This is a genomic window from Cryobacterium sp. MLB-32 (genome assembly GCF_000738085.1).
GTDB lineage: Bacteria > Actinomycetota > Actinomycetes > Actinomycetales > Microbacteriaceae > Cryobacterium.
Genome location: NZ_JPRS01000090.1, coordinates 1 through 18738, shown reverse-complemented (window position 1 = coordinate 18738; position 18738 = coordinate 1). Strand labels below are relative to the sequence as shown.

Below are 18738 nucleotides of genomic sequence, written 5' to 3'. Positions count from 1 at the left end.
ACGTTCGATCGTGGACAGCAGGTTTGGCCTGGATTCTGGCCACCGTGTCACGGAATGTCAGATCGATATCGAGCGTGCTCGCGGCGCCACGCTCACCTCACCCGACCGACGCTCCGCACGTCGTGGGGCGGGCGCTAGGCTTTCAGTCAGGCGAAAGACAACGGTACGCAGGAGACTGAACATGAAGACGACGCGGTCCCCCACGACGAGCACCGGCAGCCGTCTGGCCGCGCTCTCCGGTAACCGCTGGTTCAGGCTGGTCTGGATCATTCCGGTCGCCCTCCTCGTACTGGCCGGCGTTGTGCTCGCGGCCCGGGGCATCCGCTCGCTTCCCGACGTTCAGTCGTTCCTCACCCAGTTCCCCGGCACCACGACGCTGCCGGAATCCGCCCCCGTGGGGTTTCCCGCCTGGCTCAACTGGCAGCACGGCCTGAACGCCTTCTTCATCCTGTTCGTGATTCGTTCGGGTTGGCAGATCCACACCACGAAACGTCCCACGATGTTCTGGAAGCGCAACAACACCGGGCTCCTCCGCACACGCCGGGCGCCGAACAAGATGAGCCTCAGCCTCTGGCTGCACATCACGTTTGACACGCTGTGGGTCGCAAACGGTGTGCTGTTCTATATTCTGCTGTTCGCGACCGGTCAGTGGCTGCGTCTCGTGCCCGTGACCTGGAGCATCTTTCCGAACGCGCTGTCGGCGATGCTGCAGTACGCGTCGCTGGACTGGCCGGTGGAAAGCGGCTGGGTCAACTACAACGCCATCCAGACCATCAGCTACTTTCTGGTCGTGTTCGTGGCTGCTCCCCTCGCGCTCCTGACCGGCCTGCGCATGTCCCCGTCGTGGACGTTCCGTCGGCTGAGCAAGGTCTACCCCATCGGCGTGGCGCGTGCCGTGCACTATCCGGTGATGATCTTCTTCGTCGCCTTCATCGTTGTGCACGTCGTGCTCGTGTTCTCCACCGGCGCACTGCGAAACCTCAACCACATGTACGCGGCGCGGAACGATGACGGCTGGCTGGGGTTCGGCGTCTTCGCCGCGGCGCTGGTGCTGATGATCGTGGCGTGGGTGGCGGCCCGCCCGGTTATCCTTCGGGCGATCGCCTCGCTCACCGGAACCGTCTCACGCTGAGCTATCCGACCACGGCGGATGCCACGGCGAGGTGGACTCCGTCAGCTGTCGGATTCCACGATGCGCTCGTGGTCCCACGGCACGGCCCAGCCGAGCTCGTCGAACATGCGTGAGAGCACAATAGCGGTGAAACCCCAGATCAGGCGACCATCGACGGTGAAGGCCGGCGCGCGGTAGGTATGACCTCGCATCGAGTGCTCCGTGCTGGCCCGGTTCGCAGGGTCGAGCAGATCGGCGACAGGCACCCGGAATACCTCGACCGTTTCATCGTGGTCAACGGCCGCCACCTCCGACGGATGCGTCCACCAGGCGGGCACGGGCGTGACGACGTGGTTGCTCACCGGCACAGCCAGGTCGGGCAGCGTTCCCAGTGCCTCGAGGGCAGCGGGATCCACGCCGGTCTCTTCGGCGGCCTCGCGGATGGCGGCGGCGATGGGGCCGGCGTCCCCGGCCTCGAGTCGGCCACCCGGAAAGGCAATCTGTCCGGGATGGCTGCCGAGCGTTGCCGCGCGGCGCAGCAGGAGTACGTCAAGATCGGGCGGCACCAGGCCGGGTGACCGCGCGGGCACGGAGTCGAGCACCCCGAAGAGCACGAGCACGGCCGCTGGTCGTGCCGCGGAGGCCGGCGGCAGAACACGTGTCACGTCGGTGTACCAGTCAAGCCCGCGCTCACACAACGCGACGAGCTCGGCACGAGGGCCGGCGAGAGGATTGGACATTGCTCCAGCCTACGGAGTTCCCCTGTCACCGTGCTCCGGCTGGCAGACTGGAGAGGTGACTGACCCCGACCTCGCGATGCGCTGGAGCACGACGGCCCGTCCAGACGAAACGGCGCCCACGATCCAGGTGCACTGGCTCATGGCGAACACCGTGATCCTCCGACAGGGCCTCGAACAGACCGCAGAGGCGCCTCTGCTCTACCTCCTCTTCGGCGAGCACAGCGCTCTGCTCCTCGACACCGGCGACCACGCGAGCCGCGGCGACTTTCCGCTGAGGAGCACGGTCGACGGCCTCGTCGAGCGCTGGCTGCTCGAGCATCCGCGGGCAGGGTACGAACTCGTCGTCGCCCACACGCACGCGCACGGGGACCATGTGGCGGGCGACGGTCAATTCATCCACCGGGACGCCACCCGCATCGTCGGCCACGGCGCGGCAGCGGTCGCTTCGTTCTTCGGCCTTCATGAGTGGCCGCGCGGCACGGCCGAGTTCGACCTGGGCGCCCGCGTGCTGCAGATGATCCCCACCCCGGGACACCATCCCTCCGCCGTGACCGTGTACGATCCAGCGACGCGGATACTGTTGACCGGCGACACGGTTTACCCTGGCCGGCTCTACGTGGACGACTTCCCGGCCTTCGAATCGTCACTCAGCGCCCTCTGCGACTTCGCCGCCGCGCATCCGGTGACCGCGGTCCTCGGCGCCCACATCGAAATGACCGCTCGGCCCGGCCGCGACTTTCCCCGTGGGTCGACGCGACACCCCAACGAGGCTCCCCTGACCCTGAGCGTCGCAGACCTGCGCCACGTGCGCGACGCCGCCGCGCGGGTAGCGCGCCGCCCGGGCGCCCACCGCTTCTCGAACTTCATCATCTGGAACGGACCGTGCCGCCGCGAAGCAGCGTTGCAACGCATCCGCCTGCAGTTCTCCCGACTGTTCGGCCGCTGACGCCGCACGGATGGCCGCGTTCGACATGACGCTGCTGCCGATGACGCCACCCACAGCCGGTGGCATACTGTCGCCATGACGATCTGGGCACCGGGATCGCACCGCGTCCCCGCAGGGCCGCCGAGGGCGACCCCGTGAGCGCGACCCTACTGCTGTCGTTTGCGATCGTGCTGGTGATCGGTGTGCTCATTTCCGAGCGCGCCAATCGCACCGTGCTCTCTACCGCGGTGCTCTTTCTGCTCGGCGGATTCGTTCTCGGTCAGGGCGGACTCGGCGTGCTCACGATCACAGCGGGCGACCCAATCGTGGGGACCCTGGCCGAACTGGCGCTGTTCTCCGTACTATTCACCGACGGAATGCGCGTGGGGTTGGCGGACCTGAGGTCGGCCTGGCATCTCCCCGGCCGTGCCCTGCTCCTGGGGCTCCCCCTGACCCTGCTGATCACCGCAGTGCTGGCGCACGTCGTCGTGGGCGTACCGTGGCTGCAAGCCTTTCTGCTCGGCGCCGTCCTCGCCCCGACCGACCCGGTTTTCGCCGCCGCAATCGTGGGCCGCAGGGAGGTCCCCGCGCGACTCCGTCACCTGCTCAACGTGGAGTCCGGCCTGAACGACGGTCTGGCGCTGCCGATCGTGCTCGTGCTGATCGCGGCCAGCGGCGGGCTGTCTCCCGGTGGGGTGAACGCGTCCGGGTGGGCCCTGGCCGGCGAGATCGCCCTCGGCATCGTCGTCGGCGTGGCGGTGCCGCTGATCGTTTTACGGCTCGAGAAACTGCCGTTCCTCCGGGCGACCACGGCCCTCCAACCACTCGTCACCGTGTCGATCGGACTGCTGGTGCTGGCGATCTGCGAGGCAACCCATGCCAACCTCTTCCTCGGCGCCTTCGCCGCCGGCATCACCGTTGCCTCCTACAGCCCGCGGTTTCGGCGCGAGTTCGAACAGTTCGGAGAGCTGGTCACTGAGCTGCTGAAGTTGGCGGCCATCCTCGTGTTCGGCGCCTGATCACTCCCGCTTTTCTGTTCATGGAGATCCCGCTCACCGGCTGGATCTTCGCGCTCCTTGCCCTCGTGCTCGCGCGCCCGCTCGCGTTGCTGGTGTCTTTTCTCGGCGCTCATTTTCCGATGCGGGAGCAGATCGCAGCGATGTGGTTCGGTCCGAAAGGATTCGCGTCGGTGGTCTACGGCATCCTCGTGCTCGAATCAGGCATCGACCAGGCCGACCTGCTGTTTCACCTGATCGCGCTCGTGATCGTGCTGTCGATCCTTGCGCACTCCTCCACGGATGTACTCGTCGCCCGGGCATTCCGGACACCCACGTCGTGAGGGTCCGCCCACCGCGGACGGATGCTGCCGGTCACGACACAGCGTTGGCCAGCTCGCTCAGGTCCCGCACCGTGAAATCCGGGGCGGCGAAGTAGCTCGGATACACCTCGCCGGTGCGATTCAGCCACGCGGTACGCAGGCCGGCCCGCGCTGCGCCGTGGATGTCCCACGGGTGCACGGCCACCAGGAGCATGTCGGCGGCGGGCACGCCGCATGCATCCGCTGCGTAGGCGTAAGCGGCCGGGGCCGGTTTCCAGGCGGGGGCGTCTTCGACGGTGAGGACCGCCTCGAAGGCACTCCGTACGCCCCCGGTGGTCAGCAACGTCTCGGCCACCCGGGCTGCACCGTTGGACAGGGTCACGAGACGGAACCCGGCCCGGGACAGCCCCTCGAGTCCCGTGACGACATCCGGGTGCAGGCTCAGCTCGGCAAATCCGTCGAGAATGTACCGCACGGAATCGTCGAGCCCGCGGTTCAGATCGACGTCGCGCAGCACGCTCCGCAGCCCCTCCGCCCCGATCACCGCGAACGTCGAGCGTCCGCCGGCGGCGGCGAGCGCGAATCCGTCCCGCAGGAGTGCGGCAAACCAGATGCGCGCGAGGAAGGCCGGGGCGCCGATGTCCGTAAAACGTTCCTGAAGGGGCCTCATGTCCGACAGGGTCTCGTTGACATCGAAGACGATCACGGTGGGTGTGTGGGTCATGGGTCCGTCCTTCCGGGTTGGGGCGGCTCGAAGGCCACACTCTCGAGGCTAACCCGGCGGGGAGTACAACTCACACGTCAGGCGAACTCGTGTCACAGGCATCTTCTCAGCTAACATCGCTTAGATTTGAGTACGCAAGGGGAGTACTCCCACGCGGCCCACCCGTCAGTACGGACTCAACGATGTGTCCCGGGAGGCCGGCTCGATTCCCTCTGGGGACAACCGAGTGGAAGAGACCTTGAACTCCGTCCGCCCCCTGCCCTGGAGCTCCCCATGAACATCACTCCCCTGATCTGGATCATCACCATCGGTGTGACGATCGCCTTCTTCGCCTACGAGTTCTTCGCGCACGTGCGCAAGCCTCACGAACCCACCGTCGGTGAATCCGCTCGCTGGTCTGCGTTCTACATCGGGTTGGCCCTGCTCTTCGGCGTGGGCATCGGAGTCGTCTCCGGTTGGAGGTATGGCGGCGAGTACTTTGCCGGATACCTCACCGAAAAGGCGCTCTCGATCGATAACCTGTTTGTCTTCCTGATCGTGATGGCCGCCTTCTCTGTTCCCAAGGCTTACCAGCAGAAGGTGTTGATGTTCGGCATCATCATCGCCCTCATCATGCGCGGTGGCTTCATCGCCGTGGGCGCCGCCCTCATCGAGAACTTCTCCTGGGTCTTCTACCTGTTCGGCGCCCTCCTCTTCGTGCTCGCCTATATGCAGGTGAAGGGCCACAGCGGAGACCCGGCGAACAACCTCTTCGTGCGCGTGGCCCGCAAGGTGCTGCCTGTCTCGGACGAGTATGACGGCGACCGCCTCACCACGAAGATCAACGGCAAGCGCTTCGTCACCCCCATGCTGCTCACCATCATCGCCATCGGATTCATCGACCTCGTGTTCGCGATCGACTCCATCCCGGCGATCTACGGCCTCACCTCGGAGGCATACATCGTCTTCACCGCGAACGCGTTCGCTCTCATGGGGCTGCGCCAGCTGTTCTTCCTCATCGGTGGCCTGCTTGAGCGTCTCGTGTACCTCTCCCAGGGGCTGGCCGTGATCCTCGGTTTCATCGGCCTGAAGCTCGTCTTCCACGCATTCCACGTGAACGAGCTCCCGTTCATCAATGGGGGCGACCCCGTGCTGTGGGTGCCCGAGATCCCCATCTGGTTCTCTCTGGTCTTCATCGGCGCGACCATCGCCGTCGCCACGATCGCGAGCCTCGCGAAGACCCGGGGGGATGCGGCCACAAACGGTCAGCAGCTCAGTGAAACCGCGGCCGCGCCGAAGGTCACGGACGGCCACTAGAACACCGACGTGCCGGGGTCGGATCAGATCATGTAATCATCCGCGATGATGGTGTCGATCTGTTCCATGGCCCCGTGCATGCCCTCCTCCATGCCCATCGCCAACAGCTGCTCGAGTTGGTCCGTGCTGCTGAACGTGCTGACGATGGTCAGGCGAGCACGCCCCGCGGCCTCCTCGATCGTGACCACGGCACGAGTTGCCCCGAGGTCGCCGGTGGGCTCCCCGTTCTCGTCGGCGAAGCCGTCTTCGAATTCCAGGCGGTGCGGTCGCTGGATGGCCCCGGTCACCCACCAGCCGTGCACCTTCTCCCCATCGGGACCGGTCATGTAGTAACGCGAGCGTCCGCCGGCCACGAAGTCGTGCCGGGCGAACGTGGCCGGCCAGGTGGGCGGCCCCCACCAGCGCTCCAGCTGGCGCGGGTCCTCCCAGGTTTGCCAGACCCGCTCCACCGTCGCGTCGAAGTCCGCCACGAACGTGAGGGTGAGCGCTGTCGGATCGGTGTGGGAACTGATAACAGTCATGGTGATTCTCCTTCTCGATTCTCTTCCGACAGGATTTCACTGATGCACTGTGCGCGATACCGCCAGAGCTCCTCAACATCGTGGCGTTACAGAGTGGCTCGGGCACCGCAGACGGGTTCCCGCGGCAACCGTCCGACCCGAGGGCCCGACTTAGGTCGTTGGCCAGGTCACAACCGTGGCACCGGCGTCGCGCAGTGCGCCCGCGAAGGCGAGATGCACCTGGCGACCACCGATGGTCTCCCCGCCGAACTCCAGGTCGGGAGCCGCACATCCGTTCTCGACCACCGTGACGCGGCGACCGGTGTCGAGGGCGGCCCGCACCGTCGCATCCACGCACATACTGGTCATCATTCCAACGACCACGAGATCGTCGATGTCGTTGTCCTGCAGAACGGCCTGCAGGTTGGTGCCCAGATATGAATTCGGGCTGCCTTTCGTGATGACGGTCTCCGACGCCAGCGGCGCCACAGCGGAGTGGATGTCTGCGCCCGGCGTTCCCGAGATCAGGAAGCCGCCGTCTGGTTCCGCCAGGTGCTGCACGTGGCCCACCCAGTCACCGGCGACCCGAGCCTCGGCGAGCACGCGTGAGGCGACCAGCGCCGCCGCGTCCGCGCCGACGAGCGGATACGCCCCGCCGGCAAAGTAGTCCTGCTGAATATCGATGAGAAGTACGCCACGAGTCATCTCGCAACCTCCGCTGCTCCGCACGCGCCCGGCTGGCGACGATTGAACACAGTCTGGCGCATGAATGGCGCAGGGGCTCGCCACGGCCGTGCCAGCCACGGCGATCGGTGCGACCGGTGCGACCGGGCTCAGCCGTTGAGGTACGCGACCAGATTGGCGGACAGGCCCAGCACGAGCGCGTAGTTGTCGTGCCCGACCAGCAGCCCTCTCGGATGCCGGGACACGTGCCAGCCGTGCAGTTCGAGCCCCCGCGTGAGGGTCTCCACCAGCGCGGCCTCTCGTTCACTCGCGTTGCGTGGCTCGCGGTCGCTACCGAGAATCACCCGATAGGCCACCTCGTCGGCGGGGAGGTCGGCGAATTCCTCGAGGCGATGCTCGAGGCCCAGAGCGACGGGAGCGAGATACAAGTCAGTGACGTCATGCGGTCGTGCGGTCACGACTGCCTCCTTTTCGTTGCCATCACCCTACCCACGCCGGGTCGCGAGCGATAGCGTCGATAAAGTCGTGCTCACGCGGCGCGGTCGTCGTGTCGGGGGTCACCCGCGATACGCTGGCGTGTGCAACTTTCTCTGTGGCTGGCCCTCGCGGGCGCCAGCGTTCTGATCAGCTTCACGCCCGGCGCGGGTGCCATCAACACGATGAACAACGCCTTGAATTCCGGCTTTCGCCGCTCCATCTGGGGAGTCCTGGGCCAACAGGTAGCCCTCGTCGTGCACGTGATCATCGTGGCACTCGGCGTGGGAGTGCTCGTCGCCGGTTCGCCGGTGATCTTCAACATCATTCGTTACGCCGGGGCTGCGTACCTGGTGATCCTGGGCATTCGGCTCTTCCTGGTGAAACCGACCGCGGACCGGAACGCCATCGCCGCACTCGGCCGAGTGCCCGCCTGGTCGATGTTTCGTCGGGGCCTGTGGGTGAACCTGCTCAACCCCAAGGCTCTCGTCTTCTTTCTCGCATTCATGCCGCAGTTTATCCGGCCCGAGCTGCCGTTGCTTCCCCAGTATGTGGTGCTGACCGTGACCGTGGTGATGATCGACATCGTGGTCATGTGGCTGTTCTTCGCGGCCGCCGCGCAATCGTTCCAGCGGTTCACGAATACCCCTCGTGGTCAGAAGATCCTGAACCGCACCTTCGGTAGCCTGTTCGTGGGCGTCGCCATTCTGCTGGCCCTGATCCACTGACACCCCGTACGTCACTCCTCGCCGTGCAGCGGGAGCGTGCGCACACTCGTGAACTCCCGAACCCGTCCGTCAATCGGGTCCGTAAAGTTCAGCCGACTCGCCAGCAACTGGAGCGGGCGACGGAAATCGTGCACCGAGACGTCCTGAACGACCGGGTACAGCGGGTCGTCGACGATGGGAATTCCGAGGCCGAACATGTGCATGCGCAATTGGTGGGTACGCCCGGTGCGGGGGGTCAACGTGTAGATGGCCAGCTTGTCGAGCACCCTGTCGAGTTCGATCAGTGACTCGGCGTTGACCGGCTCATCAGGCGACACCTCCGCCTGCCACTGACCTCGACGCGTGAGCAGATGATTACGCACGGTCGCGGGAAGTTCGAGCCCGGGGCGCAGCGGAGCCAGTGCGCTGTACGTCTTGCCCACCTCCCGCCGCTGGAACATCGACTGATAGGCTCCGCGCCAGCGGCGCTCAGTGGCCAGCACGAGAAGCCCCGAGGTGACCCGGTCCAGCCGATGCAGCGGCGACAGTTCCGGGAGCTCGAGCTCGTCGCGCAGCCGCACCACGACGCTCTGCACGACGTGCCGTCCGCGCGGAATCGTGGAGAGGAAGGCCGGCTTGTCAATCACCACGATGCGTTCGTCGCGATAAATCACGTGAATGCGCCCGGGTACGACAACCTCCGCGGCCAAATCGCGATGAAACCAGACGAAGGTGTTCGGCCGGTACGGGTCATCACCGACAACGGCTGACGCGTTCTCATAGACAAAACGCTCATCGGTCAGAAACCCGGCCACATCGAGGGACTCCGAGAGTCGCTCATCAAGCCATTGACCCATGGTCGCCCACGGCGAGTGGTGCGCGCGTTCCGGGGTGCACACCCACGCGGCATCCAGCCCGTGTCGCTGCGACAGGGGGGAACGTGGGGGCATCCCCCGATCGTACGCGGCCGGGCCGACCAGGCGGCAAACCGGGCTCCGTCTGAGCAGTTTAGGCGCGGCTCCGCACACCAGGAAGCAGTGGTCGACAGGTCGTACACACGTCACCGTCCCCGGTCTCGTCCACGGCGCGACGCTCGGCCTCCAGACGTTCCCGTGCGGCCCAGGCGAGCAGCGCGATCGCGGCGAGAGCGACGACGGGACGCACGATTCCGGTGAGCATCGGCACATCCGCGCGCAGGTCTGTCGAGAGAAGTATCGCGATCACGCCGAGCACGGGCCAGCGCAGATCGCACATGGTTGCCTCCGCGCCGATCGGGGTGGCGAAATAGCTGGCGACGACCAACCCGACCATGCCGGCACCGACCGCCGTGAGCGCAAGCGCCCATGGTGAGCCGGGAACGCCGAGAGCACCATCAACCACGGCAACCGCGCCAGACGCGAGGGCCAGACCGACACCGACCACCGCAGCCACAGCGGCAGCAATCGCCCAGCGACGTCTCGTCCAGCGCCGAAGCTCGGCCAGGATATTCGACACCGTCATGGACCACTCCTCGATTGGGCATACGCCGGCAGCTGGTGGTACGGCGTGACCTCCACACTACTAGATACCCAGTGGGGTATCCAATGTCCGAGCCTCTGTCGGGGCTAGCTCCCGTCTCGCACGTCGAAACCGATACAGGCGATGGACGGGAGCTTACGCACCTTGGCGCAGCATTCGAAGTTGGCGCAGGCGAGCGTGGCGATGATGTCACCGTTGCGCCCGTCCTGCAGTCACGAGAACGGAAAACGGGCGGGGAGCCCGTGAGACTCGCCGCCCGCGCCACGCGGTGAGTCCCCGCAGACCCTGCGGGGACTCACTATCTGCTACCGAGCGAGCGATCTCAGGATTTCGGCGATGTGAATCGCATCGCCCTGCGGAGCGTCCGAATGACGATCGGGCCGCGCGAGAAACAGGTAGAGCAGGCCGCTGCCGCCCACGACGCCCAATCCGATCAACACGATCCAGTCATTGACGAAGACACCCGAGCTGCCGGGCCACGCCAGAAGCAGCATGGCGCCGATTCCATACACCAGCGCCGCGACGTTGACCGCAAAACCAAGCCGGCCCAGGTTGAAGGGCCCCGCCGGGCGCCACCCCTTGATCCTCTGGCGCAATGAGGCGAGGACGACGGACTGGAACGACACGTAGATTCCCAGCACGGCGAATGACGTGACCTGCGTGAGCAGGGCATCAGGGCCGACGTAGATGATGATGCTGAGCAGCACGGGAATACCGCAGGCCACGATGAGCGAGTTGACGGGGACCTTGCTGTGTTCGGAGACCTTCGAGAGCCAACGGTGGCCAGGGATCATTCCATCGCGTGCGAACGAGAACAACAGCCGACTCGCGGCCGCCTGCAAGCTCAGGACACAGGAGAGGAACGCCGTCAGTGCGACGACAAGGAAGATCTTCGCCCCCACGGGGCCAAGACTCGCCTCCAGGATGTGCGGAATCGGGTCCGCGTCTTCTCCATTGACGATCGCCTGCAGGTTCGGGGCCGCGAGCACATAGCCCGCGAACGAGAAGAGCGCGGAGACACCGCCCACCAGAATGGTCATGACCATGGCCTTGGGGATCTGCCGCGCGGGGTCCGCGACTTCTTCCGCCACGTCGCCGCAGGCCTCGAACCCGTAGAAGAGGAACAATCCGGCGAGCGCAGCGCCGAGGAACGCGCTGAGGTAGTTTCCGTCACCCTCAACGCCCATGCTGGTGAAGAACACCCCGAAATCATTGTGTCGTTGGAAGATCAACAGGTAGAGTCCGACACCGATCACACCGACCAGTTCGGCCGCGAGACCGATTTGGGCCACCCTGCCCAGGGTCTTCGTTCCGGTGAAGTTGAGAACGAGAGCGAAGACGAGCAATGCCACGGTGAGCCCGAGGGTAATTTCCTTGGTGATGGCCAACCCGAACAGGTTGGCAAAGAATCCACTGCCGTACTCGGCGATCGCCGTGATCGACACGATCATGGCCCAGATGTAGATCCACGCGGCCATCCAGGCGTAGCGCCGGCCCCACAGGCGCCGCGTCCACGGATAGATCCCGCCGTGGATGGGGTATTGGGAGACAACCTCACTGAAGACGAGGGACACGAGCAGCTGACCGGCCGCCACAATGATGAGCCAGAAGATCGAGGGCGGTCCCCCGGTGCTCAGAGCCAGCGCGAAGAGCGAGTAGATGCCCACGAGCGGGGACAGGTACGTGAAGCCAAGGGCGAAGGTGGCCCAGAGACTCATGGAGCGGTGGAAGGAATCCTCATAGCCCAGCGCGTTGAGGTGCTCGGTATCGCCGAGCGGCGTGGAGACGGTTCGTTCGTCGGGCATCGTTGCCTTTCAGTTCTGTGCTCAACGCACCCGAGCGATTGGGGGTACGCGCACAGCAATACGACATCTTAGGCACCCCGCTCGCATCCGCCCTCCGCCACCGCGCACATCGAGCGCTGCAGAATTCGACACGACGTCTACCGAGTCCTGATCGGCGTCAGCGGATACCGTCGATCGCCTGCACGAGGGCCGCGAACCGGGGGTTCGCGGGCAGGTCGTCGATCAGCACCGGTCGCCCGTCGGGCCCGGCGAGCGGAACGCGCCAGTTCGGGTATTCGTCGACCGTACCCGGCTGGTTCTGGGTACGGCGCTCGCCGACGGCGTCTACGAGGGCAACCCCCAGCAGGGTCGACGGGGTGAGCGCCGTGAAGGCATACAGCGCCTCGACGGTCTCCTGAACGGATGCGACGGCCGCGGTCAGCAGGCCCCGCTCGCGCACCAGGCCGAGCACGGACTGCTGCTCGGCCGCATCAAGCGCCCTCTCCTCCTCGACGGGGTGGGTGAGGATTCCGAGCTGTTCGCGCAGCGTCACGTGGTCGCCGGCCAGGTATCCCGCGGTGGGCGGCAGGTCGTGCGTGTTCACGCTCGTCAGGCACCGCTGTCGGTACTGCTCGGGTGGGATCGGCACTCCGTCGGCATCTTCGAACCACACAATCGAGGTGCCGAAGATGCCGCGTTCCGTCAGGTAATCGCGCACCCAGGGTTCGAACACGCCCAGGTCTTCGCCGATCACGATGGCCCCCGCTCGCTGCGCCTCGAGCGCGAGAATGCCGATCAGCGCCTCGTGGTCGTAGTGCACGTACGTTCCCTGTGTCGCGTTCGCGCCCTCCGGAATCCACCACAGCCGGAAGAGACCCAGCACGTGGTCGACGCGGATACCGCCGGCATGCCGGAGCACGCTCCGCACCATGTCGCGGTAGGCGGCGTAGCCGGATTCTTCGAGCCGGCCGGGATGCCACGGCGGTTGAGCCCAGTTCTGGCCCAGCTGGTTGAACATGTCCGGCGGCGCCCCCACGGTGACACCCGGGGCCAGCACGTCGCGCAGGGTCCAGGCATCCGCTCCCCCACCCTGCACGCCCACCGGCAGGTCATGCACGATGCCGAGGGCCATGCCATCCTTTTTCGCCGCGCGCTGAGCGTTGTCGAGCTGGTCGTCGCAGAGCCATTGCAGCCAGCAGTGGAATTCGATGCGGTCGGCGAGCGCAGCCTGGTGGCTCAGGGCGAAGGCGCTGCGCGGGCCGGTCGGCTCCACCGTCCATTCCGGGGCGTCGGGGGCGAATTTTTCGGCGAGGGCGCACCAGAGGGCGAAGTGTTCCAGCGCTTCCCCCTGGCTCGCCCGAAACGACGCGAACTGCTGCTCACGGGCGGCGGAGCGGCGCACCTCGTGGATCAGCGTCAGGGCATCCAACTTGGCGGCGTACACCGGGTTGCGATCGATCCGGTCGGGATTCTCATTCGTGGGGTGCAGCTCGGCGGCGAGCGCCTCGACGTGCGTGCGGGCATCAGCCGCGAGGTAGGCGTATTCCGGCACGTCTTCGACGCGCAGGTAGAGGGGATGGAAGAAGCGTCGACTGCTCGGCATATAGGGCGATGGCTCCACCGGCGGCGCGGGCTCCGCGGCGTGCAGCGGATTCACCAGCACGAAGTCGGCACCGTACTGGGCCCCGGAGAGGGCGGCCAGGTCAGCGAGGTCGGCAAAGTCTCCGATGCCCCACGAACGCCGGGACCGCACCGAGTACAGCTGCGCCATCAGCCCCCAGGCCCGGTGCCCATCGAGCGCCGGCGGGCTCTCCAGACTCCCCGGCGTGACCACGAGAGAAACGGATGCCCCTCGACCCTCTGTTTCGGCGTTCAGAACGTGCCATCCAAGGGGCAGGTCGGCCGGAACGCTGAAGATCCGTCGGCTTACCGTCTCACCGTCGACGTTCTCGGTGTCCCACCATTCGTCGATCTGAGGCAGGTCGCATTCGGTGCCGTCCTCGGTTGTGAGGGTAACCACGACGGATGCCCCCTGCCGCGCGTGCACCGGAAGGCCGAATTCGGTCCCTGCGCGCAACACCACGACCGGCGGCAGCAACCGGCGCCACGGTGCGAGGCGCAGTTCCCGTCGAGAGGCGCTGACCTCGTCGGCGGTCTCCGAGGCCACGCCGAGGGCTCGCAGCACGCCGTGCAGGGTGTCGGCACTCACCGCGACCATGCCGCCGTCCTCACCCCACAACCACGTGTCCACGCCGAGTTCGGCGGCCAAGCTGAGCAGTTCGTCGGGCGAATCATTCAGTCCGTCGTTCGTCATGCCCACACTCTATGGGCGACTCCGAGCGTGGCGCAGAGTTCCGAGCGGCCCCGATGGGGTGACACGCGCGCGTGGCGCGCACGGCACTCGTCTGCACAAGTGCCCCCTCGGCGAACAAGTGCTGCGAGGTCGCTGCGGCGGCGAACGCGCGAAACGGCGGGGAGGCATGACCTCGACACGGCGGCAACGGGGCGTCACCAAGCAGGTCGTCCGCAGTCACGTGCGCTACCGTTTTTAGATCGACGTGGCCATGTGCTCACAGCAGACCGCGCCGACGCACGACGCTCTCTGACACCCGCGGCACGAACCGCCCCGGCACGATAAAACCTGCACGAACCATCCCGGCCGCCGAGGTACACGCGCCCCGGGGCATTCGCTTCTCAAGGAGTCCCATGAAGTATGTCAAGCTCGGATCCACCGGCCTGGATGTCTCGCCGCTCGCCCTCGGCTGCATGAGCTACGGAGAGCCGGAGCGTGGAAACCACGCCTGGACGCTGACCGAGGCAACCAGCCGCCCGTTCGTCAGGCAGGCCGTGGAGGCGGGCATCAACTTCTTCGACACCGCCAACGCCTACTCCGGCGGGTCGAGCGAAGAGATCCTCGGCCGAGCGCTCACGGAGTACGCTAACCGGGACGAAATCGTCGTGGCGACCAAGGTGTACGGCTCAGTCGGTGACGGCCCCAATCAGAGCGGGCTCTCCCGCAAAGCGGTTCTGCAGGAGATAGAGAACAGCCTGCGCCGCCTCGACCTCGACTATGTCGACCTGTACATCGTGCACCGCTTCGACCCGAGCACCCCGCTGGAGGAGACCCTCGAGGCCCTGCACGATGTGGTGCGCTCCGGCAAGGCGCGCTACCTGGGTGCCTCCTCAATGTTCGCCTGGCAGTTCGCGAAGGCCCTGCGCCTGCAACAGGTGAACGGGTGGACGCCCTTCGTGTCGATGCAGAGCCAGTACAACCTGATCAACCGGGAAGAGGAGCGGGAGATGATCCCGCTCGCCACGGATGCCGGCATCGGCCTGACGCCGTGGAGTCCGCTCGCGCGCGGCAAGCTCACTCGCGACTGGGACGAGAAGACCGTCCGTACAGAGACAGACCTGTTCGGCCAGACCCTCTACACGCAAGCCGAGGAGGGCGACCGCACCGTCGCATCCGTCGTGGCCGACATCGCCGCCGCGCGAGGAGTGCCACGCGCCAGGTGGCCCTGGCGTGGGTGTCGGGCAACCCCGCGGTGACGGCGCCCATCGTGGGCGCCACGAAGCAGCAGCATCTGGACGATGCCATCGCCTCGCTCGATCTCGAACTCAGCGCTGAGGAGCGCGCCCGCCTCGAGGCACCGTATCTGCCGCGCCTGCCCGAGGGGTTCTGACCGGTCAGCAACGAGAGGCCGTTCCCGTTCCAACCTGGTCGAGGCGGCCGCGCGGGCCACCATTCGCGTTCTCCCCCGCCTGGCACTCCTCTGCCAGGCGGTACTCGTCTGAACGAGTGCCGCCTGAAGAACGAGTGCACCGCTGCCATCGTGGAGTCGGCCCACGAAACGACGCTGCCCCGACAGCAGCATCACGAACGGAGCGTGGACTCCTCCGTCATGCTGGGCTGTCGTCACGCACACGTGCGTCGTCCCCGATGTACACGGTGCCGGGGCGAATGACCTCGGCGTAGGCGCCGAACATGATGTCACTGCCCTGGAGCCGATAGGCCGCGAGGGTCTTCAGGAGAGTCGTTCCGCGGGCTCCGGTGTCGGGATCGAGGTCGATGACCGCGCAGCGGGGGATGCCGCCGTTCACCCGCAGGCGCGCTCCCCCGAGTTCGATTTCACGCCCGGCCCAGCAATCCTCGACGTGCGCGTCGGCGTCACCGGTATCTATCGTGAACGTGGAACGGAACCGGCGCGCATCAACGGCGACGCCGGATTCGCGGGCCAGCCGAGCAAGCGAACTCGTGGTGGAGATCGTGACCGAATCGCCGTAGACGGCGCCTCCGGTGACGGCGCTGCGGGCGAGCACGACGCTCCGCCCCAGGATGCGGGAGAACTCGCCGGCCCACGGGCCATCGACCACTTCCATGGACGTCGGCCGGCCCCAGTACTCCAGTTCGAGATAGTCGCCCGTCAGCACAGGTTCGGCGGCAATCTTCCGGCCCCCCGCCTCTACGGAGAGCACGCCGTCGACCCACCTGGCCGCCACGGTGATCAGGGACGGATTCTCCACGGTCCTCAGAACCTGGCCGCTCGTGGGATCCACCACGGCGAAAACGCGGTCGCCCTCCGGACCATCCGCCCGGAGCACAACGCCCTCCCGGGGCTGGTGACGTGCACCCTTGAGTGCGGACAAGCCGATCTCGCCAATGTGCATGATAGTGATCCCCGATCGCCGAATGAATGACCCAATTCAAAGGTAACCAATGACCGTGATCCCGTGTGGCTTGTCGCGCTCGCGCCCCCGCATGATATATGATTCGACCAAAGCGATAATCGAACATCACGTTCTATTATCGAACACATCATGACGACAGCAGCGTTCGACCACACAGAGAAGTGAGGAAGCCGTGCAGTTTCACCACCACGGATACGTGTCCACCGATCCCCGCATTCAGGATGTCGCCGGGGTCGGCATCGATCGACCCGCTGAGTTGCCGGACAGCGTCGACGTGCTGATCGTGGGCACCGGCCCGGCGGGCATGATCACCGCCGCCCAGCTCTCCCAATTCCCGGACATCACCACCCGAATCGTGGAGCGCCGAGGCGAACGCCTGGCGATCGGACAGGCCGACGGAATCCAGGCCCGCAGCGTGGAGACCTTCCAGGCGTTCGGCTTTGGGGAACGGATCATCGCCGAGGCGTACCGCATCACCGAGATGGCCTTCTGGAAGCCCGACCCCTCCGATTCCTCACGCATCATCCGCACCGCCCGCGCGATAGACGACCCCACCGGCATCAGCGAGTTCCCGCATCTCATCGTGAACCAGGCCCGCGTGCTCGACTACTTTGCGGAAGTGATGAAGTACTCCCCCACTCGCATGACGCCGGACTTCGGCTACGAGTTCCGCGGCCTGGTCAACAGCAACGAGGGCGAGTACCCCGTCACCGTCACATTGGCCCACACCACCGGCGAGCATGCGGGCGAGGAGAAAATCGTCCGCGCCAAGTACGTCGTGGGCGCCGACGGTGCCCGCAGCGCCGTGCGCGACTCTATCGGCTGCACCCTCGCCGGCGATCAAGCCTTCCATGCCTGGGGAGTGATGGACGTGCTCGCGGTCACCGACTTCCCCGACATCCGCACCAAGTGCGCCATCCAGTCCGGCTCGGGCGGAAACATCCTGCTGATCCCACGCGAGGGCGGCTATCTGTTCCGGATGTACGTCGACCTGGGCGAGGTCTCCCCCAACGACCACGGCGCCGTGCGCAAGACCACCGTCGACCAGATCATCGCCAAGGCGAACGCCATCCTGCACCCCTACACGCTCGATGTGAAGAACGTCCCGTGGCACAGCGTGTATGAGGTCGCCCATCGCCTCACCGACCGGTTCGACGACGTGCTGCCCGCCGAAATCGGCACCCGCACACCGCGGGTCTTCATCACCGGCGACGCGTGCCACACGCACAGCGCCAAGGCAGGCCAGGGCATGAACGTATCGATGCAGGACGGCTTCAACCTGGGGTGGAAACTCGGCTATGTGCTCGACGGTCGCAGCCCCGAATCCCTGCTCGGCACCTACTCCGCCGAGCGCCAGGTGATCGCCAAGAACCTGATCGACTTCGACAAGGAGTGGTCAACCCTGATGGCTACCAAGCCCGACGACCTCGACGTGCCGCTTGAGGAGTTCTATACGAAAACGGCCGAGTTCCCGTCCGGCTTCATGACCCAGTACCCGCCGTCGATGCTGATCGGCGAGGCGACCCATCAGCACCTCGCCGCCGGGTTCCCGATCGGCAAGCGCTTCAAGTCCGCCCCGGTGGTTCGGGTGGCTGACGCCAACCCGGTGCACCTCGGCCACCACCACCGCGCCGATGGTCGCTGGCGCATCTACGCCTTTGCGAATGCTGCGGCCGTCTCGAACGCTGCAGCCTTCACGAACCCGGCGGCATCCGCTGACGGCTCGGCACTAGTGGGCTGGGCTGACTGGATGCAGACCTCACCCCACTCTCCACTGCGCATGTACACCCCCGCGGGCACCGACGTCGACAGCGTCTTTGACGTGAAGGTGGTCTACCAGCAGTCCCACACCGAGGTGGACATCAGCCTGGTTCCCGACGCGTTCCTGCCGAAGACCGGACCGTACGCGCTCATCGACTACGAGAAGCTGTACGCCAGCGACCCGGAGAACGACATCTTCGAGCTGCGCGGGATCGACCGTGGGGGCGCCATCGTGGTGGTGCGTCCCGACCAGTACGTGTCCGCCGTGCTGCCCCTGTCGGCAACCGACGAGCTGGCCGCGTTCTTCCGACAGAACCTGCTCCCCCGGTAGGCCGCCGAGGCAACGGATGCCGTGGGGGCGTCCACGGCGCCGCGCATCGGGAACACACAGGAAGCACCGCGTAGCGTTGCTGACGCGAATACCGCCGTCTAACCGTGCCACGGCACGAGGCGCCTCGCATCCCCCACCTGTATTGGACGTTCTCTTGACTCTCACTGTTCCCGCCC

17 protein-coding genes and 1 pseudogene are annotated in these 18738 nt (G+C 66.1%); 8 read left to right on the top strand and 10 right to left on the bottom strand.

What is annotated here, in order from left to right:
* Window positions 1-181: 181 nt before the first annotated feature.
* Window positions 182-1132: a cytochrome b/b6 domain-containing protein gene (locus JF66_RS10730; protein ID WP_051973421.1), complete on the top strand. Its 951-nt coding sequence runs from the start codon at window positions 182-184 to the stop codon at window positions 1130-1132.
* Between the two features lie 41 nt (window positions 1133-1173).
* Here JF66_RS10730 and JF66_RS10725 read toward each other — a convergent pair whose 3' ends face one another.
* Window positions 1174-1851, bottom strand: a complete 678-nt coding sequence (locus JF66_RS10725) for a CoA pyrophosphatase (RefSeq protein ID WP_035877749.1) — start codon at window positions 1849-1851, stop codon at window positions 1174-1176.
* Window positions 1852-1906: 55 nt separating this feature from the next.
* On the opposite strand from JF66_RS10725, the gene JF66_RS10720 reads away from it, so the two are divergent.
* From JF66_RS10720 to JF66_RS25025, 3 genes are all read left to right on the top strand, one after another.
* Entirely contained in the window at window positions 1907-2797 is an 891-nt protein-coding gene (locus tag JF66_RS10720) for an MBL fold metallo-hydrolase (RefSeq protein WP_156109741.1), read from the top strand.
* A 134-nt stretch (window positions 2798-2931) separates the two neighbouring features.
* Window positions 2932-3795, top strand: coding sequence for a cation:proton antiporter (locus JF66_RS10715; protein ID WP_255351528.1), 864 nt, complete (start codon window positions 2932-2934; stop codon window positions 3793-3795).
* A 20-nt stretch (window positions 3796-3815) separates the two neighbouring features.
* Complete coding sequence (locus JF66_RS25025) at window positions 3816-4115, top strand: cation:proton antiporter (RefSeq protein ID WP_255351527.1); 300 nt, start codon at window positions 3816-3818, stop codon at window positions 4113-4115.
* Between the two features lie 31 nt (window positions 4116-4146).
* On the opposite strand, the gene JF66_RS10710 is transcribed toward JF66_RS25025, so the two are convergent.
* Window positions 4147-4818 (bottom strand): haloacid dehalogenase type II, encoded by a 672-nt coding sequence (locus tag JF66_RS10710; RefSeq protein ID WP_035877748.1) that lies wholly within the window; start codon window positions 4816-4818, stop codon window positions 4147-4149.
* 273 nt (window positions 4819-5091) lie between these two features.
* Between JF66_RS10710 and JF66_RS10705 the strand changes: the two genes are divergently transcribed.
* Window positions 5092-6114 (top strand): TerC family protein, encoded by a 1023-nt coding sequence (locus JF66_RS10705; protein ID WP_051973420.1) that lies wholly within the window; start codon window positions 5092-5094, stop codon window positions 6112-6114.
* 23 nt (window positions 6115-6137) lie between these two features.
* Here JF66_RS10705 and JF66_RS10700 read toward each other — a convergent pair whose 3' ends face one another.
* From JF66_RS10700 to JF66_RS10690, 3 genes are all read right to left on the bottom strand, one after another.
* The gene (locus tag JF66_RS10700; protein WP_035877747.1) at window positions 6138-6635 is read right to left on the bottom strand and encodes an SRPBCC domain-containing protein; all 498 of its coding nucleotides are present in this window, start codon (window positions 6633-6635) and stop codon (window positions 6138-6140) included.
* A gap of 150 nt (window positions 6636-6785) precedes the next feature.
* Entirely contained in the window at window positions 6786-7319 is a 534-nt protein-coding gene (locus JF66_RS10695) for a cysteine hydrolase family protein (RefSeq protein WP_035877746.1), read from the bottom strand.
* 128 nt (window positions 7320-7447) lie between these two features.
* Window positions 7448-7756 carry a hypothetical protein gene (locus tag JF66_RS10690; RefSeq protein WP_035877745.1) on the bottom strand — a complete coding sequence of 103 codons (309 nt, stop codon included), beginning with the start codon at window positions 7754-7756 and terminating at the stop codon, window positions 7448-7450.
* 120 nt (window positions 7757-7876) lie between these two features.
* Between JF66_RS10690 and JF66_RS10685 the strand changes: the two genes are divergently transcribed.
* Window positions 7877-8500, top strand: coding sequence for a LysE family transporter (locus JF66_RS10685; protein WP_035877743.1), 624 nt, complete (start codon window positions 7877-7879; stop codon window positions 8498-8500).
* Window positions 8501-8511: 11 nt separating this feature from the next.
* On the opposite strand, the gene JF66_RS10680 is transcribed toward JF66_RS10685, so the two are convergent.
* The 4 genes from JF66_RS10680 to malQ all read right to left on the bottom strand — a co-directional run bounded on the left by JF66_RS10680 (window position 8512) and on the right by malQ (window position 14095).
* The gene (locus tag JF66_RS10680) at window positions 8512-9429 is read right to left on the bottom strand and encodes a pseudouridine synthase (protein WP_035877741.1); all 918 of its coding nucleotides are present in this window, start codon (window positions 9427-9429) and stop codon (window positions 8512-8514) included.
* Window positions 9430-9487: 58 nt separating this feature from the next.
* Complete coding sequence (locus JF66_RS10675) at window positions 9488-9979, bottom strand: hypothetical protein (RefSeq protein ID WP_035877738.1); 492 nt, start codon at window positions 9977-9979, stop codon at window positions 9488-9490.
* Window positions 9980-10302: 323 nt separating this feature from the next.
* Window positions 10303-11802, bottom strand: a complete 1500-nt coding sequence (locus tag JF66_RS10670; protein WP_035877735.1) for an APC family permease — start codon at window positions 11800-11802, stop codon at window positions 10303-10305.
* Window positions 11803-11959: 157 nt separating this feature from the next.
* Window positions 11960-14095, bottom strand: coding sequence for a 4-alpha-glucanotransferase (malQ, locus tag JF66_RS10665; protein ID WP_035877733.1), 2136 nt, complete (start codon window positions 14093-14095; stop codon window positions 11960-11962).
* A gap of 392 nt (window positions 14096-14487) precedes the next feature.
* On the opposite strand from malQ, the pseudogene JF66_RS10660 reads away from it, so the two are divergent.
* Window positions 14488-15464: pseudogene (locus JF66_RS10660) on the top strand (aldo/keto reductase).
* A 217-nt stretch (window positions 15465-15681) separates the two neighbouring features.
* On the opposite strand, the gene JF66_RS10655 reads toward JF66_RS10660, so the two are convergent.
* Window positions 15682-16449 (bottom strand): MOSC domain-containing protein, encoded by a 768-nt coding sequence (locus tag JF66_RS10655; RefSeq protein WP_051973419.1) that lies wholly within the window; start codon window positions 16447-16449, stop codon window positions 15682-15684.
* A gap of 193 nt (window positions 16450-16642) precedes the next feature.
* Between JF66_RS10655 and JF66_RS10650 the strand changes: the two genes are divergently transcribed.
* Window positions 16643-18562 (top strand): FAD-binding monooxygenase, encoded by a 1920-nt coding sequence (locus JF66_RS10650; RefSeq protein WP_035877730.1) that lies wholly within the window; start codon window positions 16643-16645, stop codon window positions 18560-18562.
* Window positions 18563-18738: the final 176 nt, after the last annotated feature.

Bases quoted from the DNA above. Each gene is read 5' to 3' on its own strand.
- JF66_RS10730 (WP_051973421.1), top strand. From the start codon at position 182: ATGAAGACGACGCGGTCCCCCACGACGAGCACCGGCAGCCGTCTGGCC.
- JF66_RS10725 (WP_035877749.1), bottom strand. From the start codon at position 1,851: ATGTCCAATCCTCTCGCCGGCCCTCGTGCCGAGCTCGTCGCGTTGTGT.
- JF66_RS25025 (WP_255351527.1), top strand. From the start codon at position 3,816: ATGGAGATCCCGCTCACCGGCTGGATCTTCGCGCTCCTTGCCCTCGTG.
- JF66_RS10710 (WP_035877748.1), bottom strand. From the start codon at position 4,818: ATGACCCACACACCCACCGTGATCGTCTTCGATGTCAACGAGACCCTG.
- JF66_RS10705 (WP_051973420.1), top strand. From the start codon at position 5,092: ATGAACATCACTCCCCTGATCTGGATCATCACCATCGGTGTGACGATC.
- JF66_RS10700 (WP_035877747.1), bottom strand. From the start codon at position 6,635: ATGACTGTTATCAGTTCCCACACCGATCCGACAGCGCTCACCCTCACG.
- JF66_RS10695 (WP_035877746.1), bottom strand. From the start codon at position 7,319: ATGACTCGTGGCGTACTTCTCATCGATATTCAGCAGGACTACTTTGCC.
- JF66_RS10680 (WP_035877741.1), bottom strand. From the start codon at position 9,429: ATGCCCCCACGTTCCCCCCTGTCGCAGCGACACGGGCTGGATGCCGCG.
- JF66_RS10675 (WP_035877738.1), bottom strand. From the start codon at position 9,979: ATGACGGTGTCGAATATCCTGGCCGAGCTTCGGCGCTGGACGAGACGT.
- JF66_RS10670 (WP_035877735.1), bottom strand. From the start codon at position 11,802: ATGCCCGACGAACGAACCGTCTCCACGCCGCTCGGCGATACCGAGCAC.
- malQ (WP_035877733.1), bottom strand. From the start codon at position 14,095: ATGACGAACGACGGACTGAATGATTCGCCCGACGAACTGCTCAGCTTG.
- JF66_RS10655 (WP_051973419.1), bottom strand. From the start codon at position 16,449: ATGCACATTGGCGAGATCGGCTTGTCCGCACTCAAGGGTGCACGTCAC.